Origin of the sequence: Halomonas halodenitrificans DSM 735, from assembly GCF_000620045.1 — a bacterium.
Lineage (GTDB): Bacteria > Pseudomonadota > Gammaproteobacteria > Pseudomonadales > Halomonadaceae > Halomonas > Halomonas halodenitrificans.
Map to the genome: position 1 here is coordinate 65,102 of NZ_KK211059.1, position 22,917 is coordinate 88,018.

20 protein-coding genes and 1 other RNA gene are annotated in these 22,917 nt (G+C 65.4%); 8 read left to right on the top strand and 13 right to left on the bottom strand.

Going from position 1 to position 22,917, the window contains the following annotated elements; genetic code table 11:
• Window positions 1-53: 53 nt before the first annotated feature.
• Together Q358_RS0115130 and Q358_RS0115135 are read right to left on the bottom strand one after the other, a co-directional pair.
• Window positions 54-3,167, bottom strand: a complete 3,114-nt coding sequence (locus Q358_RS0115130) for an efflux RND transporter permease subunit (RefSeq protein ID WP_027962738.1) — start codon at window positions 3,165-3,167, stop codon at window positions 54-56.
• Complete coding sequence (locus tag Q358_RS0115135) at window positions 3,167-4,261, bottom strand: efflux RND transporter periplasmic adaptor subunit (protein WP_043488569.1); 1,095 nt, start codon at window positions 4,259-4,261, stop codon at window positions 3,167-3,169. Before Q358_RS0115135 ends, Q358_RS0115130 begins: the two co-directional genes overlap by 1 nt.
• Before the next feature lie 242 nt (window positions 4,262-4,503).
• On the opposite strand from Q358_RS0115135, the gene Q358_RS0115140 reads away from it, so the two are divergent.
• The 3 genes from Q358_RS0115140 to Q358_RS18060 all read left to right on the top strand — a co-directional run bounded on the left by Q358_RS0115140 (window position 4,504) and on the right by Q358_RS18060 (window position 6,644).
• Window positions 4,504-5,679, top strand: a complete 1,176-nt coding sequence (locus Q358_RS0115140; protein ID WP_027962740.1) for a BaiN/RdsA family NAD(P)/FAD-dependent oxidoreductase — start codon at window positions 4,504-4,506, stop codon at window positions 5,677-5,679.
• A 60-nt stretch (window positions 5,680-5,739) separates the two neighbouring features.
• Window positions 5,740-6,120 (top strand): guanyl-specific ribonuclease, encoded by a 381-nt coding sequence (locus Q358_RS0115145; RefSeq protein ID WP_027962741.1) that lies wholly within the window; start codon window positions 5,740-5,742, stop codon window positions 6,118-6,120.
• A 71-nt stretch (window positions 6,121-6,191) separates the two neighbouring features.
• Window positions 6,192-6,644 carry a barstar family protein gene (locus Q358_RS18060; protein ID WP_051530447.1) on the top strand — a complete coding sequence of 151 codons (453 nt, stop codon included), beginning with the start codon at window positions 6,192-6,194 and terminating at the stop codon, window positions 6,642-6,644.
• 8 nt (window positions 6,645-6,652) lie between these two features.
• Here Q358_RS18060 and Q358_RS0115155 read toward each other — a convergent pair whose 3' ends face one another.
• The 4 genes from Q358_RS0115155 to Q358_RS0115170 form a co-directional block, all read right to left on the bottom strand.
• On the bottom strand, window positions 6,653-6,946 hold the full coding sequence (locus Q358_RS0115155) for a YqjK-like family protein (protein WP_027962742.1): 294 nt from the start codon (window positions 6,944-6,946) through the stop codon (window positions 6,653-6,655).
• Complete coding sequence (locus tag Q358_RS0115160; protein WP_043488571.1) at window positions 6,936-7,349, bottom strand: phage holin family protein; 414 nt, start codon at window positions 7,347-7,349, stop codon at window positions 6,936-6,938. Before Q358_RS0115160 ends, Q358_RS0115155 begins: the two co-directional genes overlap by 11 nt.
• Window positions 7,349-7,672, bottom strand: coding sequence for an ElaB/YgaM/YqjD family protein (locus tag Q358_RS0115165; protein ID WP_027962744.1), 324 nt, complete (start codon window positions 7,670-7,672; stop codon window positions 7,349-7,351). Before Q358_RS0115165 ends, Q358_RS0115160 begins: the two co-directional genes overlap by 1 nt.
• Window positions 7,673-7,759: 87 nt before the next feature.
• On the bottom strand, window positions 7,760-8,821 hold the full coding sequence (locus tag Q358_RS0115170) for a phospholipase A (RefSeq protein WP_051530449.1): 1,062 nt from the start codon (window positions 8,819-8,821) through the stop codon (window positions 7,760-7,762).
• A gap of 141 nt (window positions 8,822-8,962) precedes the next feature.
• Between Q358_RS0115170 and mscK the strand changes: the two genes are divergently transcribed.
• Window positions 8,963-12,373 (top strand): mechanosensitive channel MscK, encoded by a 3,411-nt coding sequence (gene mscK / locus Q358_RS0115175; RefSeq protein WP_027962746.1) that lies wholly within the window; start codon window positions 8,963-8,965, stop codon window positions 12,371-12,373.
• 7 nt (window positions 12,374-12,380) lie between these two features.
• Here mscK and Q358_RS0115180 read toward each other — a convergent pair whose 3' ends face one another.
• The 3 genes from Q358_RS0115180 to Q358_RS0115190 form a co-directional block, all read right to left on the bottom strand.
• On the bottom strand, window positions 12,381-13,154 hold the full coding sequence (locus Q358_RS0115180) for a TlyA family RNA methyltransferase (RefSeq protein WP_027962747.1): 774 nt from the start codon (window positions 13,152-13,154) through the stop codon (window positions 12,381-12,383).
• A 67-nt stretch (window positions 13,155-13,221) separates the two neighbouring features.
• Complete coding sequence (locus Q358_RS0115185; protein WP_027962748.1) at window positions 13,222-15,270, bottom strand: hypothetical protein; 2,049 nt, start codon at window positions 15,268-15,270, stop codon at window positions 13,222-13,224.
• A 133-nt stretch (window positions 15,271-15,403) separates the two neighbouring features.
• The gene (locus tag Q358_RS0115190; RefSeq protein ID WP_027962749.1) at window positions 15,404-16,627 is read right to left on the bottom strand and encodes an ATP-grasp domain-containing protein; all 1,224 of its coding nucleotides are present in this window, start codon (window positions 16,625-16,627) and stop codon (window positions 15,404-15,406) included.
• Between the two features lie 243 nt (window positions 16,628-16,870).
• On the opposite strand from Q358_RS0115190, the gene ffs reads away from it, so the two are divergent.
• From ffs to Q358_RS0115205, 4 genes are all read left to right on the top strand, one after another.
• Window positions 16,871-16,967: signal recognition particle sRNA small type (ffs, locus tag Q358_RS18460), an RNA gene on the top strand.
• Between the two features lie 288 nt (window positions 16,968-17,255).
• The gene (locus Q358_RS0115195) at window positions 17,256-18,218 is read left to right on the top strand and encodes an ABC transporter substrate-binding protein (RefSeq protein WP_245598337.1); all 963 of its coding nucleotides are present in this window, start codon (window positions 17,256-17,258) and stop codon (window positions 18,216-18,218) included.
• Window positions 18,218-19,099 (top strand): ABC transporter permease, encoded by an 882-nt coding sequence (locus Q358_RS0115200; protein WP_027962751.1) that lies wholly within the window; start codon window positions 18,218-18,220, stop codon window positions 19,097-19,099. Before Q358_RS0115195 ends, Q358_RS0115200 begins: the two co-directional genes overlap by 1 nt.
• Window positions 19,096-19,890 (top strand): ABC transporter ATP-binding protein, encoded by a 795-nt coding sequence (locus Q358_RS0115205; RefSeq protein ID WP_027962752.1) that lies wholly within the window; start codon window positions 19,096-19,098, stop codon window positions 19,888-19,890. The genes Q358_RS0115200 and Q358_RS0115205 overlap by 4 nt, the downstream gene beginning before the upstream one ends.
• 40 nt (window positions 19,891-19,930) lie before the next feature.
• Here Q358_RS0115205 and Q358_RS0115210 read toward each other — a convergent pair whose 3' ends face one another.
• The 4 genes from Q358_RS0115210 to Q358_RS0115225 are packed head-to-tail and all read right to left on the bottom strand — an operon-like array spanning window position 19,931 to window position 22,907.
• Complete coding sequence (locus Q358_RS0115210; RefSeq protein WP_273142744.1) at window positions 19,931-20,710, bottom strand: amino acid ABC transporter ATP-binding protein; 780 nt, start codon at window positions 20,708-20,710, stop codon at window positions 19,931-19,933.
• A gap of 12 nt (window positions 20,711-20,722) precedes the next feature.
• Window positions 20,723-21,376: an amino acid ABC transporter permease gene (locus Q358_RS0115215; RefSeq protein ID WP_027962754.1), complete on the bottom strand. Its 654-nt coding sequence runs from the start codon at window positions 21,374-21,376 to the stop codon at window positions 20,723-20,725.
• A 40-nt stretch (window positions 21,377-21,416) separates the two neighbouring features.
• Window positions 21,417-22,073 (bottom strand): amino acid ABC transporter permease, encoded by a 657-nt coding sequence (locus Q358_RS0115220; RefSeq protein WP_027962755.1) that lies wholly within the window; start codon window positions 22,071-22,073, stop codon window positions 21,417-21,419.
• 9 nt (window positions 22,074-22,082) lie between these two features.
• Window positions 22,083-22,907, bottom strand: coding sequence for a transporter substrate-binding domain-containing protein (locus tag Q358_RS0115225; protein WP_245598338.1), 825 nt, complete (start codon window positions 22,905-22,907; stop codon window positions 22,083-22,085).
• Window positions 22,908-22,917 lie beyond the last annotated feature (10 nt).

Genomic DNA, 22,917 nt, shown 5'->3' on the forward strand with positions numbered 1-22,917 from the left:
ACGCAAGACGGCCACCCGAGGGTGGCCGTCTTGCGTTCCGGGGTCGGGTGGGGTCAATGCCCCTCCGGGGTCGCCTCCATTTCACGCTCGAGGCGTTTCGTGACATCGCCGGGGGAGCCGGTGTGCCGCGCCAGCAGGTCGTAGGCCACCGGCACCACGAAGAGGGTAAACAGGGTGGCGGCGGCCAGGCCGCAAAGGATGACGATGCCGATCACCAGGCGCGTCTCGGCCCCGGCGCCGGTGGAGATGATCAGCGGTATGGCGCCCGCCATGGTGGTGACGGCGGTCATCACGATGGGGCGCAGGCGAGTCACCGAGGCCTCTACCAGCGCGTCGTGGAAGGCCCAGCCCTGGTCGCGCAGCTGGTTGGCGAACTCCACGATCAGGATGCCGTTCTTGGCCGCGAGCCCGACCAGCATTACCAGCCCGACCTGGCTGTAGATGTTCAGCGACTGACCGGTGACATGGAGCCCCAGCAGGGCGCCGCAGATCGCCAGGGGCACGGTGAGCATGATCACGAAGGGGTGTATGAAGCTCTCGAACTGGCCGGCCAGCACCAGGAAGACCACCAGGATGCCGAGGCCCAGCAAAAAGCCCGTGGCGCCGCTGGCTTCCTGAAAGTCGCGAGAGGCGCCCTTGACGTCGGTCTGGGCCTCGGGGGGGAGTTGTTCACGCACCGCCTCTTCCAGGTACTCCAGTGCCTCGCCCAGCGGATAGCCGTCGGCGAGGTCCGCCTCGAGGGTGATGGCGCGCACCCGATTGAAGCGATTCAGTGTGCTGGGGCCGGCAAAGTCGGTGAGGGTCACCAGGCTGGCCAGGGGAATCAGTTCGCCGCTGCGCTGTGAGCGGACCCGCAGGCTCTCCAGGCTTCGAGGGCTGGGGCGCGCGCCGGGTTCGCCCTCGAGGATGACGTCGTACTCTTCGCCATCGTCGATATAGCGGGTGGCGGTACGCCCGCCCAGCAGGGTCTCCAGGGTGCGCCCGATCTCGGTGACGGTGACCCCGAGCTCGGCGGCTCGCTGGTAATCGACATCGACCTCGAGCTGGGGCTGGGTCTCCTCGTAGTCGCTGTCCAGCCCGGTGAGGCGAGGGTTGTCCTCGCGGATATGGGCGAAGAGGGTGTCGCGCCAGGCCTCCAGCTCCTCGTAGGTGCCGCCACCCAGCACGAACTGCACGGGCTTCTCGACGCTGGCGCCGAAGCCCTGGCGCATTACCGGAAAGGCGCGCACCCCGGGCAGGTCGGTCAGCTTGCCACGGATCTCGTTCATGATGGCCCAGGCCGAGCGGCGCTCCCCCCAGTCGGCGAGGTTGATGATGACGAAACCGCTGTTGAAGGTCTCGATATTGCCCCAGCCCATTGGCGCGCGCACCACCACGCGCTCGACCTCTCCGGCCTCGACCATCGGCAGCAGCCGGGCCTCGATCTCGTCCATGTAGTCGAGCATATAGTCGTAGGTGGCGCCGGGGGGACCATTGACGATCACCCAGAAATTGCCACGATCCTCCTGGGGCGTGTATTCGTTGGGCAGTTCATTGTTGAGCCACAGCATGGCGCCGACTACCGCGAGAAGCAGTACCATCACGACCAGGCGCAGCCTGAGGGCGCGTTCCAGCAGGCGGCGGTAGAGGCGGCGCGAGTAATCCAGGGCCCGCTGTACGCCGCGGGCGAGGGGCCCCTCATGCATGCCCGCCTTGAGGAGTTTTGAGGCCATCATCGGCGTCAGGGTCAGGGCCAGCAAACTGGAGATGGCTACGGCCGCGGCCAGGGTCAGGGCGAACTCCGAGAACAGCCGGCCGATATCGCCCTGGAGGAAACTCAGCGGCACGAATACCGCGATCAGCACCAGGGTGGTGGCGATCACCGCGAAGGCGATCTGGCGGGTGCCGCGTAAGGCGGCCACCAGGGGTGTCTCGCCATGGTCATGCATGCGCCGGTGGATGTTTTCCAGCACCACGATGGCGTCGTCGACGATCAGGCCGATGGCCAGCACCAGGGCCAGCAGGGTGAGCAGATTGATGGTGAAGCCCATGGCGGCCAGGGCGCCAAAGGCGCCGATCAGGGCAATGGGCACGGTTACCGCGGGGATCAGGGTGGTGCGCAGGTTACCCAGGAAGAGAAAGATCGCGACCACCACCAGGCCCATGGCGATAAACAGGGTCTGCACCACCTGGGAAATGGCGCCCTGGACGAATACCGAGGAGTCGAAGTTCAGGCGCAGCGTCATGCCGTCGGGTAACCCCGGCTGCTGGCGGGCCATCTCGTCCTGTACCTCGCGAGAGATCTCCAGCACATTGGCGGTGGACTGCTTGACCATGCCCAGGCCCACCATGGGCGTGCCGTTGCCGCGGAAGATGGTGCGCTCCTCCACGGCACCGACCTCCACCCGGGCCACGTCGCCCAGGCGTACCAGGTAGCCGTCGTCGGCCTTGTCCAGCACCAGGCGTCGGAAATCCTCCGCCGTCGCGAAGCCCCGCGGCAGGCGCACGATAAACTGGCGCTCGCTGGATTCGATGGAGCCCCCGGGGAGTTCGGCGTTATCGGCGCGCAGGGCGTCTTCCACGTCGCCGGCGGTGAGCCCGCGGGCCGCCATGGCATCGGCATCGAGCCAGACGCGCATGGCGTATTCCCGTCCGCCGCCGATGATGACGCGCGAGACCCCCGGCTGGATCGAGAAGCGATCCACCAGGTAGCGGTTGGCGTAATCGGTGAGTTCCGCCATGGTGTAGCCCTCACCGGACAGCGACAACCAGATCACCACCTGGGAGCTGGAGTCGGCCTTCTGGACCTCGGGCGGGTCGGCCTCGTCGGGCAGGTTGCCGGCGGCGTCGGAGATGCGATCGCGGATATCATTGGCCGCCGAATCGATGTCCTGGTCGAGGCCAAATTCGATATTGATGCTGGAGCGACCGTCCCGGCTCGAGGAAGAGATCACCTGGATGCCGGAAACGCCGGCGATACGGTCCTCCAGTACCTGGGTGATCCGGGTTTCCACCACGCTGGCCGAGGCACCCGGGTAGCGGGTATCGACGCTGACGATGGGTGGGTCGATGGACGGATACTCCTGCAGCGGCAGGCGCTGCAGGGCGAGCAGCCCGAAGGCCACGATCAAGGCGGCCAGCACCGTGGCGAGTACCGGGCGCTGGACGGAAATATCGGAGAGGCGCATCAGCCGCTGGCCTCCGGGGTGTCACGATCCGCGCGCAGCAGCTCGGGGACGCTGGTGGATTCGTCGAGGATGCCCAGCAGTCGGGTGGGCTGGCCGTCGCGTACTCGCTCGGTGCCGTGGGCCACCACCAGCTGGCCTTCGCGGAGACCGTCGAGTATCTCCACTTCCCCCCTGCGGCGGGCGCCGAGGGTGATTTCGCGGCGCGTCACCCGGTGCTCGTCGTCCGGGGCCAGGGTCAGCACGAACTGACGGCGTCCCTCGGGGATCAGCGCCGATTCGGGAATCACCAGGGCCTGGCGGGCTTCGCGCTGCACTACCACATTCATCAGCATGCCGGGGCGCAGGAGGCCCTCGGGGTTGTCGATCAGGGCACGCACGGTGAGGCTGCGGCTGACCGGGTCGACCCGGCTGGCGATGCTGTCGATCTCGCCGTGGAAGACGGTATCGCGATAGGCGGCACTGGTGGCACTGAGCGTCAGCCCCGGGGCTATCTCGCCCAGGGCCCGCTCCGGCAGGGTGAAGTCGAGCTTCATCACATCGAGCTTGTCCAGCGTGACAAGCTCGGTGCCCGGCGTCACCAGGGTACCCACGCTGACGTTGCGAAAGCCGACACGGCCGGCGAAGGGCGCCCGCAGGCGATAGTCGTCGAGGCGTGCCTCCAGGGCCTGGATATCGGCCTCCACCTGGCGCAGTCGCGACTGGGCGTCTTCCAGGTCTCCCCGCGGCGCCAGGTTCCGACGCTGCAGCTGGCCCAGGCGATTGACGGCGTTGCGGCGCTCCTCCCTCAGGGCCTGGGCGGCACGCAGGTTGGCCTGGGCCTCGTCATCGGCCAGCCGTACCAGCAGCTGGCCCGACTCGACGCGATCGCCGTCGCGGAAGTTCAGCTCCGCCACGGTATCGGTGACCGTCGCGGAAAGCGTGACACTCTCGTCGGCGCGCAGGGTCCCCAGCGACGCCAGTGGATCGGACCAGGAGACCCGGCGGGCCTCGGCGGCGATTACCGCCGTGGGCTGCTGGGCGTGTAGCGGTGTGGTCACCGCCAGTAGCAGACCCATCAGCAGGGGCAGTGAACGTAACAGGGTGCGTGGCGGCATAGGAGCAGTCTTGTCGTGAAGCGAAGTTGTCGTGAAACGCAGTGTGAGCGGCAGGGACGTCGTACAGCGTAACCGGATGCAGCCGCCGGAGTGTGACAATATTTCACAACCCGTCGAGGGCCCATGAGGGTTAATTGTACAAAGTTTGTACATGTGAGGCTAGCCTCGGCGCCTGGCAGCGCGGCTGCTAGAATGCGCGCCTCGCCGTTGGCGGTACGCGATATAGCCGGGAGGGCTCAAGGGTGACATACGACGTGATAGTGATCGGCGCCGGCGCCGCGGGGCTGATGTGTGCCCTGAATGCCGGCTACGCGGGGCGACGGGTGCTGGTCCTCGACCATGCCAACAAGGCCGGCAAGAAGATCCTGATGTCCGGTGGTGGGCGCTGTAACTTCACCAACCTCAACTCCACGCCGGCCAACTTCTTTTCGGGCAATCCCCATTTCTGCATCTCGGCCCTCAAGCGTTATCGGCCCGAGCACTTTGTGGAGCTGGTGGAGCGCCATGGCGTCGAGTACGTGGAGAAGGCCCCGGGGCAGCTGTTCTGTGCCGACTCCGCCAAGGAAGTCCTGCGCGTGCTGCTGACCGAGTGCGACTGGGCGGGCGTGGATATCCGCCTGAAGACCCGTATCGACGCGGTGGAGCGGCGCGGGGAGGGCATGCGTCTGACCACCTCGACCGGCGTGATCGACGGTGGGGCCCTGGTCGTGGCCTGCGGGGGCCTCTCGATTCCCACCATGGGGGCCAGCGGCTTCGGCTACGAGATCGCCCGCCAGTTCGGGCTGACGGTGACCGATACGCGTCCGGCGCTGGTACCCTTCACCCTGACCTCACAATGGAAGGCGCGGGCCGAAGCGCTGGCCGGGGTCAGCTGCGAGGTGGAGGCCAGCTGCCGCGAGGGGCGCTACCGTGAGCCCATGCTGTTTACCCACCGCGGCCTGTCGGGCCCGGCCATGCTGCAGGCCTCGAGCTACTGGCAGCCCGGCGACGAGATCGCCATCGACCTGCTACCCGGCGAGGATGCCTTCGCGTCGTTATGTGCGGCGCGGCGGGACACGCCGAAGCGCCGCCTCTCTACCTGGCTGGGCGAGCGTCTGCCCAGGCGGCTGGCACAGGCGCTGGTGGAATGGCAGGGCGATGATGGCGTGCTGGCCGAATGCGGCAACGCGCGTCTGCAAAGCTGGGGCGAGGCGCTTAATCGCTGGCGGCTGAAGCCCGCCGGCACCGAAGGCTGGCGTACCGCCGAGGTGACCCTGGGTGGCGTGGATACCGGGGCGGTATCCTCTCGTGACTTCGCCGTCACGGGGCTGCCGCAGCTACGCTTTATCGGCGAGGTGCTGGATGTGACCGGGGAGCTGGGCGGCCACAACTTCCAGTGGGCCTGGGCCAGCGGCGTGGCCTGTGGGCAGAGCCTTTAAGCACGAGCCTTTAAGCACGAGTCTTTAAGTACGAGTCTTTAAGTACATGGGATCCCGACGATGATGAAAAGAGTGTTGCTGGTAGCGCTGTTGGCCCTGGCGGGGCTTACCTGGTTCGAGGAGCAGTCGGAGCGGCCTGGAGAGGCCGGGCCGCCCGCCGTGGAGCAGCGTCTGCCGGGGCAGGCGCAGATCGATGCCACCCTACGCCTGATCGAGCGCGATGGGGCCTTCCCCCATTCACAGGACGGCACGACCTTCTTCAATCGCGAAGGCCGGCTGCCCCAGCAACCCCGCGGCTACTATCGCGAATATACCGTGGAGACGCCGGGGCTCTCCCATCGCGGGCCCCGGCGCATCGTGACCGGGGGAAAGCCGCCCGAGGTCTTCTACTACACCGCGGATCATTACGACTCCTTTCGGATACTGGAGGATCGTCGATGAAGCCGCCTGTCTCGAAACATGCGACCTCCTCGAGAGGTGTGCCCTCCTGGAGAGCGGCCCTGGCTCGCCATGTGAGCGATCCGGCCCATGCCGGCGTCTATCGCCTGGAGGCACCCCGGCTCGCGGCCCTGTGTGATATACCGCATGGGGCAGTGGGCGATGCCTCGGGCGTCGACTGGCACTGCCTGGCCGCCGCGCCGCGCTGGAATCGCGAGGCGCTGCTCGATGGTCTGGCGGCGAGCCTCGCCTTCCCCGATTATTTCGGGCGTAACTGGGACGCCGCCTGGGACTGCCTGACCGAGCTCGCCTGGGCGCCGGGCAGGCCGCGGGTGATGGCGGTGCCGGCGGCGCCCATGGAAGTGGGCGCCATGGCGACGTTCGTGGAACTGATGGCGGATGCCGCCGAGCACTGGGTGGCCCGGGGGCAGATACTGGTCACGCTGATTGGCTGGAACGATGAGGCGTCGGCCGGATTGCCGGCGCTGCCCGACCTCCCGCCTCAGGCGATGGATGGGTCGGCGTGATGAGGGCCTTAGCGTAGCAGGCGGCGCACCCGGTTGATCGCCAGGGCGCCGGTTGTTGCGCGACGGCCGTAGTGAAGCAGGCGGCCGCGGTGCTTGCTTAGCCTCAGCACCAATAGCCCCCCCAGAGCGTAGAGGGGCGTCTTGAAGCGCATCAGCCTGTGCCACCCGCTGTCGAGCGGTTGAGTGGCGGTCTGCCAGCGGCTGGCCTCGACCAGAATATCCACGCGTTGCTGTTCGATGCGCTCTTCCAGGGCGGCCTTCTCGTCCGACCGACTGGCATACGCGCCGTGTTTAGCCGCCATGCCGGGTCTCCTCGTGCCGGCGTTCGTGCTCCAGCAGTTCGCGGTCGGTGGCAAGATGCTTGAGGGTGCTGGCCAGCAGGGTGCGCCGCCGTGCCAGCTGCATGACGCGCAGGCAGAGCAGCAGGCCGCTGCCCAGCAGGACACCCGCGCTGACGGCGATGGCGGTCAAGCGGTAGCTGTCCCAGAAAAACACGATCACCAGGGTGGTGAGCACCGCGATGCCGAGCAGCAACAGGATCATTGCCAGCCCGGCAAGCAGCAGCATGCCCACCAGGCGGGCACGCTCCTCCTCGAGTTCCAGCACGGCGAGACGCAGGCGCGTTTCTCCGGTGGCCAGCAGGCTACCCAGCAGGCGCCTGCCGGCGGTGAATACCCGCTGAGCCGGTCCCTGGCTGGATGCCATCAGCGCCGTCCGATCAGCATGCCGATCACGACACCCACGCCGGCGCCGATGCCGATGCTGGTCCAGGGGTTGTCTCGCACGTAGCGGTCACAGGCATCCACCTGATGGTCGAGAGTTTCTCGAGCCTCGCCATAGAAGCGCTCGCCGCGGGATTCGAGGCGTTCGCGAGTGTCCTTGAGTCGCTTCTCGGCACGCTCACGCAGTTCCTTGATATTGCTGCGTGAATCGTCGGCTGTGGCGTTGACCAGCTCCTCGACGGTCTGGCTGAGGTGCTGAAGGTCTGCCTTGAGTTGCTCGGTGGATTCGTGGGTACGATTCGCCATTTGAGTCTTCCTGTGACGGTGGGTGACACGGCTAGCATAGCAGCCGGGGCACGGCTTGGCAGCGCCCCGGCCCGCGGCCGGCTGCGACTAGCGCAGCAGGCCGCTGTTGGGTGAAAACAACGGGTTGAGGCTGAAGCCCAGGCTGAGGCGCTGGGTCGTATGATCGTAGTCGATCAGGCTCTCGCCGTAGCCGTGATAGTACTGTACATGGGCGCGAACCTTGCTGTCGAAGAGCGGCCAGGAGTAGTCGAACTGCCCGCCCATATGCCCGGCCCCGGGATTGCCGCGCAGCATCAGGCTGAGCTCACTGTTGCCGAAGCGTCGCGCGACGGTGACGTCGCCGTAGCCCATATAGCGCTCGATATCGGGGTTGTCGTCATCGCCGGTGGTTTCCGGCAGGCGGTAGTGGGGGGCCAGGCTGAGCGCCCAGTCGCCACGCTGGAAGATGGTCTCCAGATAGAGGCGGTTCCAGCTGCGCGACAGTTCATTGGAACGGCCGTTGGACTGATGGTTGATGGCGATGCGGTTGCGTATATTGGCCCAGCCGAAGACCTGCCAGTCATTGTCGAGGCTGAGGAATACTTCAGGCTCGTAGTTGGTCTCGCGAAATGGCGAGGAATCGTCGGTGTTGTAGGCTTGCCACCAGCTGCGTTGGGTATAGGCGAAGTAGAGGTCGCCGGTATCACCGAACAGCCCTTCGGCAATGGCCACCTTGGCGCTGAACTGAAACTTCAGCTCGTTACGCTCCATGCCGTCCTCGCCGGTCAATTGCGCGTAGGTGGCATGGTTGGGCTTGCGGTTATAGGTGAGCGGAAACAGGTAATTGCGCCGATAGGCAGTGATGGCATAGGGATTGCGGTTCGAGGCCTTTTCCAGCTCGCGCCGTCCGGCGGCCTCGACCACGGCAACGTCCCCCGGGGCGAGCCTCGGGGCCGGAGGCCAGGCGAATTCCCTCGCGTTCGGTACGGCCTCGTCCGGCGACTCCTCCAGGGTCTCGAGCCTTGCCTCCACGTCGGCGACCTCGGTGCGCAGCTCGTCCAGGCGTGCCTGAAGTTCGGCACGACTTTCGGTATCCGTTGCCGCCTGGGCCATGCCGGTGAAGAGCAGAGAGAGTGAAGCTAGGGCAGCGATGCTTATCGGCAGACGCATGTCGGGGATCCGGGCAGAAAGGTTGGGACCATCGTTCTACCATGCTCGAGGGGCAAGTCAACCAGGAAGCGTCGTGGCGATTGCCTTGCCGAGGATGGGCACGGAGAATCGACGGCCAGGATCATATAACGGGAGAGGGGCGTGAGCGGACGACCGGACGCGGGTGTCAGGGAAGGCGGGAGGTGTCTTGCCATATATTGGCTGCTGGGGTTGATGCTCCTGGCCATGACATGGCCGGCCCTGGCTCAGCAGGCGTCGCTGCCCGAGCGCGCCGCCGTGGAGGAGCGTCTCACCGGCCTTAAAGAGGGGGCGGGGGAGGCGGGGCCCACCGATGAGGAACAGGCCACCATCGAGTTGCTCGGCGCGACGCTTGCCGACCTCGATGCCCTGGCCAGGGTCGGCGAGCGCCAGGACGCCCTCGAGGAGCGGGTGGACCAGGCGCCCGAGGAGCTGATGCGCCTGGAGCGCGAACTGGAGGATGAGGCCTCGGCGCCCCGAGACTCCGCCGCCGAGCTGGATAAACTCTCCCTGGATGAACTGGAGGCCCGCCAGCAGCAGACGGTGGTGGCGCTGCAGCGTCTTCAGGACCGCCTCGCCGAGGTCAATGCCCAGCTGCTGACGGCCCGGACGCTGCCCGAGCGGGCCCAGCAGGCAATAGCCGAGGCCATGCGCCAGGTAGAGGAGGCGCGGCGGAAGCTCGACGAGCTGGATGTCAACAAGGTGCCGGCGGATGCCCCCGAACGCTGGCGACACCAGGTGGCGCGCGCCCTTGCCGAGGCGCGACTGCTTTACCATCAGCGTGAGCTGTCGACCAATACTCGCCTGCGTGAGCTGGACCAGCAGCGCCAGGAACTGCTGACGCAGCAGCAGGCTCGTCAGCAGGCGGAACTGGCGCTGTTGCAGAGCGTCATCGAACGCAAGCGCCGCCTGGCGTCCGAGCAGGCGATCGCCGATGCGGTCCGGGATGATCCGTTGCTGGAAGCGGGGCATCCGGTGCTGGAGAGTGCCCAGGAGGTAAACCGTACCCTCAGCCAGGAGCTGCTGCGTGCCAACGACCGCAGCAGCGTCCTGGTGCGTGAGGGCCTGTCGGTGCGCAGCATGCTCGACCAGGTGCGCCAGCTCGAGCGTAGCCTCAACGAGCAGATCGAGGCGATCCGTGGTTCGACGCTGCTGGCGCGCATACTTCACGAGCAGCGTCGCGCGCTGCCCGAAGTGGAGGCGCGCCGCGACCTGCAGGATGAGATCGCCGATCTGCGTCTGCGCCAGTTCGACCTGGCACGCCAGCGAGACAAGCTGCGAGAAGGAGAACGACTGGCCGGGCAGCGCCTGGAGGAGGCGGGGGTGACCCGCAACGAAGGGCTGGTCGATTCCTTGCAGCGTCTCTATCAGTCGCGCCGTGAGCTGGTCGACCGGCTCGAACAGACCTATGGCAACCTGCTCAGCTCGGCCATCGAGCTACAGCTCAATCAGCAGCAGCTGCGTGATACCACGCAGGAGCTGCGAGCCACGATCGATGAACAGCTGTTCTGGGTCGCCAATACCCGCCCGCTGGGCCTGGCCTGGCTGCGTCAACTTCCCGCCAACCTTGCCATGGAGTGGCGCGAAGGCGAATGGCGGCAGGCGTTGCCGGCGACCTGGGGCCTTCCCTCGGTAGGCGCCCTGGTGGGGCTGTTGCCGCTGCTGCTGGCCCTGGTCCTGGGCTGGAAGCGTCGCCGCATCCAGGCGCGCCTCGTCGGCCTGCATGAACAGATCGGTCATCTGCGCCGGGATACCCAGCTGCATACCCCGCTGGCCATATACCTCAATGCCCTGATGGCGGCCCCGGGCCCACTGCTGCTGGCGGCGGCCAGTCTGGCGCTGCTGGCCGGGGGTGACGTTACTGCGGGGGCACTGGGAATGGCAGGGCTGGAGCTCTCCCTGGCATGGGGCGTGGTGGCATGGTCGCGTCGGCTCCTGGTGTCCGATGGCGTGGCCACGACGCATTTTCACTGGCCGGCCAGCTATGCCGCCCGCCTGCGCCGGCTGCTGGGCTGGCTGGGGATGGCCCTGGTGCCCGTGCTGGGCATTGCCACCCTGGCCAGGGAGTCGGACTTCGAACTGAGCAATCGCCCGCTGGCGCTGAGCCTGCTGTTGCTGGGGCTGCTGGTCATGAACGTCAAGATGACGCGGCTGATCCTGGCCCATGTGCCCTTCTTCGGCCTCAAGCTGTTCCGTCTGGTGCTGGGGCTGGCGATGGCCGGCGTGCCTCTGGTACTGATCGGGCTGGTGGTGGGCGGCTATGAGTATACCGCCCTGAGCCTGGTCGGCCGCTTTGTCATCACGCTCTATTTGTTGGGGGTGTGGATCCTGGTGGAGGCAACGGTGGTACGTGGCCTCGCGGTGGCGGCACGCCGCCTGGCATTTCGACGCGCGCTGGCGCGCCGCCATGCCGAGGAAATGGAGGGTGCCGAGGGCGGGCCGGAGGTAGTCGAGGAGCCGCCGCTGGATATGGAGCAGATCAACCAGCAGTCGCTGCGCCTCGCCAAGCTGTTCCTGCTGATCGCCTTTGCGTTTCTGTTCTACCTGGTATGGGCGGATCTGTTGACCGTGCTGGGCTATCTGGAAGAGGTGCGAATCTGGGGCGGCGAAGGGGATGAGCTGGTCACCGATGCCCTGTCGGTGGCCGATATCTTCACCGCACTCTTGATCGTGGCGCTGACCATGATGTTGGCGCGCAACCTGCCGGGCCTGCTGGAGGTGAGCCTGCTGTCGCGCCTCGAGCTCAAGCAGGGCAGTGCCTATGCCATCACGTCACTGCTTTCCTATACCATCATCGGTACCGGCCTGGTGGCCTCCCTGGGAGCCGTGGGGGTCTCCTGGGACAAGCTGCAGTGGCTGGTGGCGGCGCTGGGCGTGGGGCTGGGCTTCGGCTTGCAAGAGATCTTCGCCAATTTCATCTCGGGGCTGATCATCCTCTTCGAGCGGCCGGTACGCATCGGCGACACCGTGACGCTGGGCAGCCTGACCGGCACGGTGAGCCGTATTCGCATTCGCGCCACCACGGTGACCGACTTCGACAACAAGGAGATCATCATCCCCAACAAGACGTTCGTCACCGATCAGCTGATCAACTGGTCGCTAAGCGATACCGTCACGCGGGTGGTGCTCAGCTTCGGCGTGGCCCATGGCTCGGACTATTCCGTCGTGCACCAGCTGTTGCGCCGGGTCGCCGACGACAATACTCGCGTATTGGCCGACCCCGAGCCCCAGGTGTTCTTCATGGCCTATGGCGAAAACGCCCTCGACTTCGAGCTGCGTATCTTCGTCAACAGCCTCGGCGACCGGCTCTTCGCCACCGATGAGATCAACTGCCGGGTAAGCGAGCTGTTTGCCGACCATGGCATCAAGGTTGCCTTCAACCAGTTCGATGTCTGGCTACACCGCCCCGATGGCCAGGCCAGGCGGGTCCAGCGGGCCTCGCCTGGCCCGGTGACGCCCCCCGCGCACCCCCCGCCAGGCACCCGGGGTGACCCGGGAGACCTCGATGGCGGTGGTGGCGCCGACGGCCGATGAGGCGTCTTCAGGGTGTCGGCAGGCGCACGGCATGCAGCAGGAACTCGCGATTGCCGTCGCCGCCGAGCAAGGGGCTCTCCTGCCAGTGGCGTATCTCGAGGCCGAGCGGTGCGCAGCAGGCGCGAATGCGCTTCTCCACCTCGGCATAGCGGGTCGGGTCGGCGACCAGGCCCCGGGCGTTGATACCCCCGGGGCCTACCTCGAACTGTGGCTTGACCAGGCTGACAAGCTCGCCCCCGGACGGCAGCAGGGCGGCGACCTGGGGCAGGATCAGTGTCTGGGAGATAAAGGAGACGTCCATCACCGCGAGGTCGGGCCCCGAGGCCTGGCGGTCGGCGATGGCTTCCCTCAGTCGCGCATCCGCGGTCATGGCGCGGGCATTAAGGCCCTCCAGGCAGGTGATCCGAGGATCGTCGCGCAGGCTGGGGTCGAGCTGGTCATGGCCCACTTCCACACCGATCACATGGCGTGCCCCCCGGGACAGGGCGCAGTCGGTGAAGCCACCGGTCGACTGGCCCACGTCCAGCACCAACCGGTCGGCGAGCGCGAGCCCGAGCGTGTCGATGAGTGCCTCGAGCTTGAGGCCGGCGCGGGATACATAGCGCTCCTCGGGGTCCGCCTCCACCGTCAGTTGCGTGCTATCCGGCAGCTTTTCGCCGGGCTTGGCGAGCACTTGACCGGAGTCGGCCAGGCGCACCCGGCCATGGCGAATCAGTCGCTGGGCGCGGGTACGTGAACGGGCCAGGCCCTGGGTGACGAGCAGCATATCGAGGCGAGGCATGGGGGCTCCGGTCGGGGAAAGAAGCCGCCATTATAGCCACCCAGAGGCCTTCGTTGGTGTGCCGGGATCAAGGCCCCTCGTCCGGCCCCTCGGCGGCCTGCAGGTCGGTGGGCGGAATGCGGTCCGCCCCCCAGCTCCGGTAGATATAGTCGGCGACGCGGTCGAGCTCGGCCTGACTGATCTCGGCCAGCTCGCCGCGCTCCAGGGGATCGTAGTGGAAGATATACAGCCTCGACGCGAACTGCTCGAAGGGCAGTGACGACTCGCCGAAGCGCTCGCCGTGGTCGGAGGTGCTGACCTTGATGCCATCTCCCCAGTCCTGGCCGCTGTCGTTGTTGGGGTTGAAGAAGTAGACCCGCATCACGTCAGAGGGGTCGAGGTTGACCCTGAGCATGGTGATCGCGTGCCAGCCGATAAAGCGCGCGGCGCTATCGGTGACCGCAATGCCCGCCGGTTGCGGATGAATAAGCGGCTGACTGCCGTTGTAGTAGGGGTGATAGCTGGCATAGAAATGGCGCAGGAAGGTGTCCAGCTCATCCAGCTGCCCCGTGGCCACGTCGACGTTGATGCGAAAGCCGCGTCCCGACCACCAGCCATGGAATTCGGGGTTGACCCAGCGGTGCGGGTCACCCTCGCGGCCGATGCAGCGGCGCCCCATCTCGCCATAGATGCGGTCCAGGTGAGGTACCACGATCAAGGATACCGGGTCGAGATCCATGGGTAGCGTCTGGGCCACACCCGAGAGGCTGGCCATGGAGGACAGGGGCATGCCCTCGAAGTGAATGATGATTTCGTCGTCCCGGGCCGCCCAGACCACCATCTGCAGCAGGTAGTCGGGATCGTTGTAGGCCCACATGGAGAGCGCCCGGGCGGATTGGCAGGTCGGGTTGTTGCCCTGGCCCACGCCCAGCGGCTGGCCGAGCATGCACAGGACGCCCTCGAGCAGTCGTGCCCGCGGCGAGACGGCTTCGCCGAAGGCCAGGTTCAGCCTCGCCTGGGACCATTCGGTGAGTGTCAGGCCCAGCTGGCGCCACATGGCCGGCGCGACCGGTGGCTGGTAGAGAATGCCGCGCTCGAGCATCAGGGCCAGGCCATAGGCGGCCTGGGGCGTGGCCGAGTGTACGCCGCCGCGAATCAGCGCCGTGACCAGCTCGCGGTAGCAGAGCAGGCAGTCGCGTCCGGTGGAGGAGAGCCCCAGCGCCTCCGCCAGCAGGTGGTCGTTGTGTTCCAGAAGGTGGCGCAACAGCACGGGGTGATAGGGGGAGACCAGGCCGGTATCGTGCATGGCGCGGGCAAACCCGGTGGCTTCGCCCTGCAGGGCGGTGGCATCCATGCGGGACAGGCGTTCGCGATAGACCTCCAGGCCGGGGTCCTCGCGACAGGCACGGGTGGGCCCGAACAGCGAGCTGACCAGGCGGTCGGCCCCCTGTCCGCTGGCGCCCAGGTCGATCGAGGGATCGGCCTGGCAGATGGCAATCTGGGTGATCATCCGCTTGACCGGCTCGACCTGTATCGGGCGCTGCTCGAGGATGCGCCAGATCTCCTCGATCAGGCGATCGATAATATGCTCATAGCCGATACGCTCGGCAAGGTGCCGAAACAGGTGACGAGGCACCTGGGCGAGCCGCCCCTGGGTCTCGCGCTCGGCCTCGCTGGGCGCGCCGAACAGCAGCCAGAGGTTGATGGCCATCGCCTGGGTCAGATAGTGGTGGGCCTGCTCCGCGGAAATCGCGGTGTGGAGGTATTCCTCCTTGGCGACCGCCAGCAGGCGCAGTTCGCTGAGTGCCTCGATCACCACGATGTTGGGGTCGGCACTCTTCAGCGCGTGGGTGGTAAGGGAGGGCACCAGATACTGGGGCGTCTCCCAGTCGGAGCCGGCGAAGATGCCGGCCCGTTCGAGTCTCTGGACGCGGGCTTCGACGGCGGCGGCACCGCCCTCCTGAAGCAGCACGCGGCGTGCGGTATCGAGCACTCGGGGGAGCTTGCCGGGCTTGGCGAAGTCTTGCGCCTCTTCGAACAGGGAGATTGCCGCATCGAGCTTCTCCAGCAAGAGGCGAAGCTTGGTATCGTCGGGTGGCGTGGCGCCACCCGCTTGAGTGTCGTCATGCGTTGTCACGCTGACTCCTTGTCGTCAGGCCGTCATGGCTACCCATGACGCCTAGATCGGGCGAAGAAATCAAGCTAATGCCTCGCTGAATATCTTGGCTCAGACATCCCTTGGCTTACTTTTAGCTTAGACATGTTCTGTCTTAGACATAGAAGTCGGTCTCTTCCAGCTGCTTGAGCAGCTCCTTCATGCGCGCCGCCTCATCGCCCTTGAAGTAGACCAGGCCCCAGTGCGTGCCGAAGGCGGTCCGCTTGGTGACCGTTTCCTCCAGCGGTGCCGTCAGCTCGTGGGACTCGAAGTAGGGGTCGTCCTCGACCTCTTCGGGGATCTCCAGCTTGCTGACGACTCGGCGCCGTGGGTATACCCCGAAACAGCCGGCGTAGCCATCGGCGTCCTCGACCTCCCTGGGGAAGAACTCGGCGACCTCTTCCGGCGTGCTCGTGGGGTCAAACACCAGCATCGAGGCCTGGTAGGCGTTGAAGCCATAGACCCGCTCGAGCAGCTCGAAGACCTTGAAGCCTGGCGGCCGATAGGCCACCTCGCCGAAGTACATTTCGCCATCGTTGGTGACGAAGTACTCGGGATGGATCAGGCCGAATTCGATGTCGAAGGCCTTGATCAGCTTCTCGATCTGGGCGGTGATCTGCGGGCGGTATTTCTCAAGCTCCGGGGAGGCCGGCACAAACACCGAATAGCCCAGGGTCACGTATTCGGAGATGTTGAGGAAGACGATCTTGCCGTTGTGGATCCAGGCCTCCACCGCGAACTCCCAGCCGTCCAGGTGCGACTCCATCAGCACCGGGAATTCCTCCTCGGGAATGGTATCGACCTCGTCGGGGGTACGGATCACCCGATGCCCCAGGCAGCCAGCCTTGTCGAAGGCCTTGAGGTGGATGGGGTCGTTGGGGTCGCCATCGAGCTTGAGCAGGGTCTGGTTGACCCGCTTGAGGAAGCGGATGACGTCTTCCTTGTCGTGGGCCTCCTCGAAGATGCCCACGCGGATGCCGCCAAGCTGGGCACGACGCTTCATCAGCGCCTTGTCGCGCAGCAGCAGCGACTGCCCGTAGAGCCGTGGGTTATCGAGCAGCACCGAGTTGATGGCGCCGGCCCATTCCACGGTTTCCTCGAACAGTGGAATGGCCACGTTGACGTCCATTTCCTTGAGGGTCTCGGCGATCTCCATGGAGCGGTCGTTCAGGCGCTCGAAGTTCCAGGGGACGTAGGGGATGTCATGCTGCTGGCAATACTCTTCCGCCCAGTCGGGCGCCACCACAACGTAGCGTCGGTCGAAACTCTCGGCGGCTTCGACGGCATTCAGGCTCCAGCCCAGCAGGGCGATATGGCCCTTGTTCGGATCCTTTTTCATGGGGCGCCTCCTGTTGTTCGCGATGGTCACTTTCCTCTCCAGGCCGTGACAAGGAAGGCGTAAGAGAGGGCATTCTGCATGCTACAGCACGTGACGCCGGTCTACATCCCGTAGCGAAGCGTTCGTGCGCTCTTGCCTGCATCCCGAGGCGCTGTTATAGTGCGCACTCTCTCGGCAAGACGTTGATCGATAACGTCAATCGCGCCGAGTTGGCATCATCGTGATGCCGTGCTGTGGTGGCCCCGTCGGTCCTCCCGCAACGCTAAACTGCAAACCCCGCCAGGCCCGGAAGGGAGCAACGGTAGTGGTGGACGCGTGTGCCGGGATGTGGCTGTCGGGGCCGCCTCCATTTTGGGCAGCGTCACCCCCCCCCCTTATCTTTATCCCCTCGACTGTATTCCCCCCTATTCTTTTCGATTCTCGGACTCCCCGTTTTCGGGACGTCGGTGATCTGATGGCTCAGTGGTCGTTCGGGTGTTAACCCCCAGAGTAGCTGCTAAACGGACGTTCGTTGGAAAGTCGTATTGGCTGCGGCCGCGAAGCGCGCTAAGGTGCAGGGCCGGCCTTTTCAAGGCGGTTCAGAAGCTCATCGATCGAAACAACTCAAATGAATAGAAGAGGGAACACCATGATGCGGCGTCGAATTCTCTCCGCGGTGCTGGGCTCCATGCTGGTGGCCGGCGTGGCACAGGCCGAGACCGTGAACCTGGGCATCACCCAGATAGTCGAGCACCCGGCCCTGGATGCCAGTCGCCAGGGGGCCCTGGACGAGCTCGCCGAGCGTGGCTATGTCGAGGGCGACAACCTCGAGGTCGACTTCCAGAACGCCCAGGGGGATACGTCCATTGCCGCCCAGATCGCGCGCAAGTTTGCGGGCGATCGTCCGGATCTGGTGCTGGCCATTAGCACTCCCTCGGCCCAGGCCGCGGCCTCGGCGCTGCAGGATGATATCCCCGTTGTGTTTACCGCCGTCACCGATCCGCTGATCGCCAAGCTGGTGACCGACATGGAGGCCCCCGGCGCCAATATCACCGGGGTAGTGGATGCGCCGCCCCTGAAGGCGCAGCTGCAGCTGATCCGTGACATGTTCCCCGAGGCCGAGCGGCTGGGAGTCATCTACAACCCCGGCGAGGCGAACTCCGTTTCCCAGGCCGAGAAGCTCAATGAGATGGCGCCCGAGCTCGATTTCGAACTGGTCGAGGTAACCGCCTCGCGCACCTCCGAGGTGATGGGAGCCGCACGCAGCCTGGCTGGCCGTGCCGACGCCATCTATGTACCGGTAGACAACACCGTGGTCTCGGCCCTGGAGAGCGTGTTGAAGGTCGGCTATGACGCCGATATTCCGGTCTTCACCGGCGACAACTCCTCCGTCGAGCGCGGTGCCCTGGCGTCTCTGGGCTTCAGCTACTACGACATGGGGCGCCAGACCGGCGGGATGATGGCCGATATCCTGGGAGGTGAGAAGGCCGGCGACCTGTCGGTGGGCACCGTCGAGAAGCTCGAGCTGATCCTGAACCGTGATGCCGCCGAGCAGATCGGTTATGAGATCCCGGCCGAGTTCGAGGAACAGGCGGTCGAGATCTTCGAGTAATGAGCCTTATTGCCTTTCTAGGGGCCATCGAGCTTGGCCTCATCTTCGGTTTCGTGGCGCTCGGCGTTTACCTCTCCTTCCGCGTTCTCGACTTTCCCGACCTGACCGTCGACGGCAGTTTCCCCCTGGGGGCTGCCGTGGCGGCGGTGTGGATCGTGGGCGGCGGCAATCCCTGGGTGGGTACCGGCCTGGCGGTGATTGCCGGTGCCATGGCCGGCACGGTGACCGCCTGGATGGCGGTGAAGCTGAAGATACTCAATCTGCTGGCGTCGATCCTGTCGATGATCGCGCTCTACTCAATCAACCTCCGGGTGATGGGGCGGCCCAATATTGCGCTGCTGACCGATGAGACCATCTTCACGCCGCTGGAGGCGTTGCCGGTCAGTCGCTATGTGATCTTTCCGCTGGCGATCTTCGCGGGCCTGGTGGTGGTCACGGCCCTGCTCAACCGCTTTCTCAACAGCGAAGTGGGCCTGGGGATGCGTGCCACGGGCGAGAATGCGCGCATGGCCTCGGGCAACGGCATCAACACCTCGGTCATGGTGCTTTCCGGCATGGCCCTCTCCAATGCCCTGGTGGCGCTGGGTGGTGCCTTGTTCGCCCAGAGCCAGGGCAGCGCCGACGTCACAATGGGGGTGGGTACCATCGTGGTGGGCCTGGCGGCGGTGATCGGCGGCCAGTCACTGATCCCGGGGCGTACCATCCTGGTGGCTACCCTGGCCTGCATCTTCGGTTCCATCCTCTATCGCCTGATGGTGGCGGTGGCGCTCAATGCCGACTTTATCGGCCTCAAGGCCCAGGATCTCAACCTGGTCACGGCGCTGCTGGTCGGTTTCGCGCTGGTGCTCCCGCGGCTCAAGCTCAGGAGGCGCAGCGCATGATCGAACTTCATGACATTCACGTTACCTTCAACCCCGGCACCCCGCTCGAGAACCACGTGCTCAAGGGGATCGACCTGACCATCGACGAGGGCGAGTTCGTCACCGTGATCGGCGGTAACGGGGCCGGCAAGTCGACGCTGCTCAACGTGCTGGCCGGGGAGATCATCGCCCAGCCGGGACGAGTGTTGATCGGCGGGCGAGATGTCACTCGGCTGTCGGCCTTCAAGCGCGCCGACCTGGTGGCGCGTGTCTACCAGGACCCGCTGGCCGGCACCTGCAGCACCCTGACCCTCGAGGAGAACATGGCTCTGGCCTTCGCTCGTGGCCGGCGTCGGCGCCTGGGGCGTGCCCTCGATGCCTCGCTGCGCAGCCGTCTGCGGGACAACCTGGCCCGCCTGGGCCTGGGCCTGGAGGATCGCCTGCACGACAGCATCGGACTGCTGTCCGGGGGGCAACGCCAGGCGGTCAGCCTGCTGATGTCGGCGCTGCAGCCCATGGAGATCATGCTGCTGGATGAGCACACCGCGGCCCTGGATCCCCGAATCGCCAGCTTCGTGCTGGAGCTCTCCGCCGATATCATCCGCGAGCAGCGCCTCACCGCGTTGATGGTCACCCACAGCATGCGTCAGGCACTGGATGTGGGGCATCGCACCATCATGATGGATCAGGGAGAGATCGCCTTCGACGTCAAGGGCGAGGAGCGTGCCGGGCTGGATGTGCCGGACCTGCTCAAGCTGTTCGAGCGTGCCCGGGGCGAGCAGGTCGACGACGACTCGCTGTTGCTGGGATAGCGGGTCGTCGGGCTGAGGGCTGGCGGGCGGAAGGCCGCCCCTAGCCCTGGCTCCCCAGGTGTTTGCGCAGAAAGTGGCAGGTGCGCTCGTGGTCGGGGTCGGAGAACAGGCGGTCCGGGGTGTTGGCTTCGACCACGACGCCTTCGTCCATGAACATTGTCCAGTCGGAGACGTCTCGGGCGAAGGCCATCTCGTGGGTGACGATGAGCATGGTCATGTGCTCCTCGGCCAGGCCTTTCATCACCCGGTTTACCTCTTCTACCAACTCCGGGTCGAGCGCCGAGGTGGCCTCGTCGAACAGCATTACCTTGGGCTGCATGGCCAGAGCGCGAGCGATGGCGACGCGCTGTTTCTGACCGCCGGAGAGCGAGCTGGGGTAGGCCTTGGCCTTGTCTGCCAGGCCCACGCGCTCGAGCAGCTCCATGCCCAGTTCGCGTGCGTCTGTCGACTGCATGCCTTTCAACCTGCGCGGCGCCAGGGTCACGTTGTCCAGGGTCGACATGTGCGGGAACAAGTTAAAGTGCTGGAACACCATGCCCATGTTCTGGCGGATATGATTGATGTGCCGCTCGAACGCCAGCCCCTTGAGGTCGGGGCGGTTGACCGGCATGCCGTCGAGTAGGATGTTTCCGCCGTCGATGACCTCCAGATGGTTGATCGAGCGCAGTAGCGTGCTCTTGCCCGAGCCCGACGGGCCGATGATCGAGATGATTCGGCCGCGGTCGACGCGCAGGTCGATTCCCTTCAATACCTCGAGGTCTCCGAAATGCTTCTTGACGCCCTTGAGCTCGACCATCGGGGTGTCCGTGCTTGTTGTCATGCGTAAACCTCGTTAGCGGCGATAGGCGGCGCGACGCTCGATCCACGACTGGCCGGCTTCCATCATGAGATTGATCAGGTAGTAGATCACGGCGATGGTGATGTAGAACTCGAAGGGGCGAAAGGTCACGCTGATGGCGTACTGGGAGACATATACCAGCTCGCCGATGCCGATGGCGGAGAGCACCGAGATATCCTTGACCATGATGATCATGTTGTTGCTCAGCTGCGGCAGGGCGCGATAGAAGGCCTGGGGCAGGATGATGTAGATCAGCGTCCTGATATGGCCGAAACCCAGGGAGCGCGAGGCTTCGTACTGACCGTCCGAGACCGACCGGATGGTGGCGACGAAGATGTCGGCGTTATAGGCCATGTAGTGGAAGCCGAGCCCCAGAATGCCGACCACGATGGCGGGAATCAGGATCAGCTCGCCGAGGCCGAAATACAGGAAGTACAGCTGCAGCAGCAGCGGTGTGGTCATGAACAGCCAGATGAAGAAGCGCAGCGGCCAGCTCACGACACGGCGGGTATAGAGCGAGATCACCGCGACGATCTGGCCGCCCACAATCGACATGACGGCGACGGCCAGGCCGATCAGCAGGGTGACCCCTACGCCTTGCACCAGCGTGGGGAAGTACTCGATGACAGGGCTGAAGTCGAATTCCATGAGGCGATCCTTGAGCGCTCGGTCGTTGAGCGTGGTTGCGCTAGCGGTAGGTGTAGCGCGTGGCGCGTCGATACAGGAACTCGATCATCCCCATGACCGCGTAGATGATCACGATGTACATCAGCGCGCTGAGCATGAATACCTCCAGGGGCTTGTAGGTGGAGCCGATCAGGCGTTGAGCCTGATAGGTGAGCTCGACCACGGAGATGATGGAGACCAGCGACGAGTTCTTGACCAGGATGATGGCGAGCACTCCGATGGAGCGAATCATCAGGCCGGCCGCCTGGGGCAGGATGATATGCTGCAGCGTGGCCAGGCGACCGAAGCCCAGCGAGCGCGAGGCTTCGCTCTGGCCGCTGTCGACCGACTCGATGGCGCCGCGCATGGCTTCGCTGATGTAGGCGCCGATGTTGAAGGCGCCCACCATCACGCCGCAGGTGAAGGGGTCCAGGCGCAGGCCGATCGCCGGCCCGCCGTAGAACACCAGCAGCAGCTGCACGAAGTAGGGCGTGCCGCGAATCACGCTGATATAGGCCCGCGCCAGCCACCGCGGCGGCGCCAGGCGAGATGTCCTCAGCGCCACCAGGGCCGCGGCGATGAACAGGCCAAGGAACAGGGCCCGCGCCGAAATATCGACTGTGACCCACGCCGCCTTGATCAAGAGCGGCGTGATGTCGATCATCAGATTGAAGTCCATGATCGGTACCTAGTTGAGCTCGACGCCTTCGCCGATCCACTCGTCGACGATCTCCTGATAGGTACCATTCGCCTTGATTTCCGCGAGCGCCTCGTTGAGCGCCGCCATGAGCTTGGGCGTATCCTCCTGGATGGCAATGGCGATGGGGCCACTGGGAAGCTCACCGACGTCGACCTGCTTGATGTCGACATTCTTTTCGTTGAGCGCCACGTAGACGGGGATGTCGTCGGTGATCATCACGTCGATGCGCCCGGTGGTGAGGGCGTTGAGCATATCGGGAAGCCCCTGGAAGGTCTGGTTGCGCCAGCGCCCGTCGGTTCTCTCGGTGGCCCACTGGTTGCCCGTCTCGCCCAGCGTCGAACCGACCCGCTTGCCTTCGAAGTCCTCGACGCTGGAGATGTCGTCATTCTCGCCGCGCACCCAGATGGAAATGCCCGACATGTAGTAGCCGTCGGTGAAGTCGACCGCCTTTTCGCGCTCTTCCGTAACGCTCATGCTGCAGATACAGGCGTCGAAGCGGCCACCGGTCAGGGCGGCGACGATGCCGTTCCAGGGCGAGGATTGAATGTTGACGTCAACGCCCATTTCATCCGCCAGCGCCCTGGCGATATCGACGTCGAAGCCTACCAGGTTGCCGTCGGTATCGACGTAGCTGAAGGGCGGATAGGCGCCGGAGTTGGCCACCTGAAACACGTCCTGCTTGATCGCAGGAAGGTCGCGCGCTTCGGCCGGCGTGGAGGCTAGCGTCACCGCACCCAGGAGGGCGACGGCGCCGGCCATGGGATATAGAAGAGAGCGAAGGTGAGCGTGGAAGGGCACTTTGTGCATTGTCATGTCGGTACCT

What these genes read in the sequence shown, in the direction of transcription:
- Q358_RS0115210 (WP_273142744.1), bottom strand. Translation starts at nt 20,710, where the DNA reads ATGACAACAAGCACGGACACCCCGATGGTCGAGCTCAAGGGCGTCAAG.
- Q358_RS0115170 (WP_051530449.1), bottom strand. Translation starts at nt 8,821, where the DNA reads ATGCGTCTGCCGATAAGCATCGCTGCCCTAGCTTCACTCTCTCTGCTC.
- Q358_RS0115165 (WP_027962744.1), bottom strand. Translation starts at nt 7,672, where the DNA reads ATGGCGAATCGTACCCACGAATCCACCGAGCAACTCAAGGCAGACCTT.
- Q358_RS0115220 (WP_027962755.1), bottom strand. Translation starts at nt 22,073, where the DNA reads ATGGACTTCAATCTGATGATCGACATCACGCCGCTCTTGATCAAGGCG.
- Q358_RS0115155 (WP_027962742.1), bottom strand. Translation starts at nt 6,946, where the DNA reads ATGGCGGCTAAACACGGCGCGTATGCCAGTCGGTCGGACGAGAAGGCC.
- Q358_RS0115180 (WP_027962747.1), bottom strand. Translation starts at nt 13,154, where the DNA reads ATGCCTCGCCTCGATATGCTGCTCGTCACCCAGGGCCTGGCCCGTTCA.
- Q358_RS0115130 (WP_027962738.1), bottom strand. Translation starts at nt 3,167, where the DNA reads ATGCGCCTCTCCGATATTTCCGTCCAGCGCCCGGTACTCGCCACGGTG.
- Q358_RS0115205 (WP_027962752.1), top strand. Translation starts at nt 19,096, where the DNA reads ATGATCGAACTTCATGACATTCACGTTACCTTCAACCCCGGCACCCCG.
- Q358_RS0115200 (WP_027962751.1), top strand. Translation starts at nt 18,218, where the DNA reads ATGAGCCTTATTGCCTTTCTAGGGGCCATCGAGCTTGGCCTCATCTTC.
- Q358_RS0115160 (WP_043488571.1), bottom strand. Translation starts at nt 7,349, where the DNA reads ATGGCATCCAGCCAGGGACCGGCTCAGCGGGTATTCACCGCCGGCAGG.
- Q358_RS0115145 (WP_027962741.1), top strand. Translation starts at nt 5,740, where the DNA reads ATGATGAAAAGAGTGTTGCTGGTAGCGCTGTTGGCCCTGGCGGGGCTT.
- Q358_RS0115225 (WP_245598338.1), bottom strand. Translation starts at nt 22,907, where the DNA reads ATGACAATGCACAAAGTGCCCTTCCACGCTCACCTTCGCTCTCTTCTA.
- Q358_RS0115190 (WP_027962749.1), bottom strand. Translation starts at nt 16,627, where the DNA reads ATGAAAAAGGATCCGAACAAGGGCCATATCGCCCTGCTGGGCTGGAGC.
- Q358_RS0115135 (WP_043488569.1), bottom strand. Translation starts at nt 4,261, where the DNA reads ATGCCGCCACGCACCCTGTTACGTTCACTGCCCCTGCTGATGGGTCTG.
- Q358_RS0115195 (WP_245598337.1), top strand. Translation starts at nt 17,256, where the DNA reads ATGATGCGGCGTCGAATTCTCTCCGCGGTGCTGGGCTCCATGCTGGTG.
- Q358_RS0115215 (WP_027962754.1), bottom strand. Translation starts at nt 21,376, where the DNA reads ATGGAATTCGACTTCAGCCCTGTCATCGAGTACTTCCCCACGCTGGTG.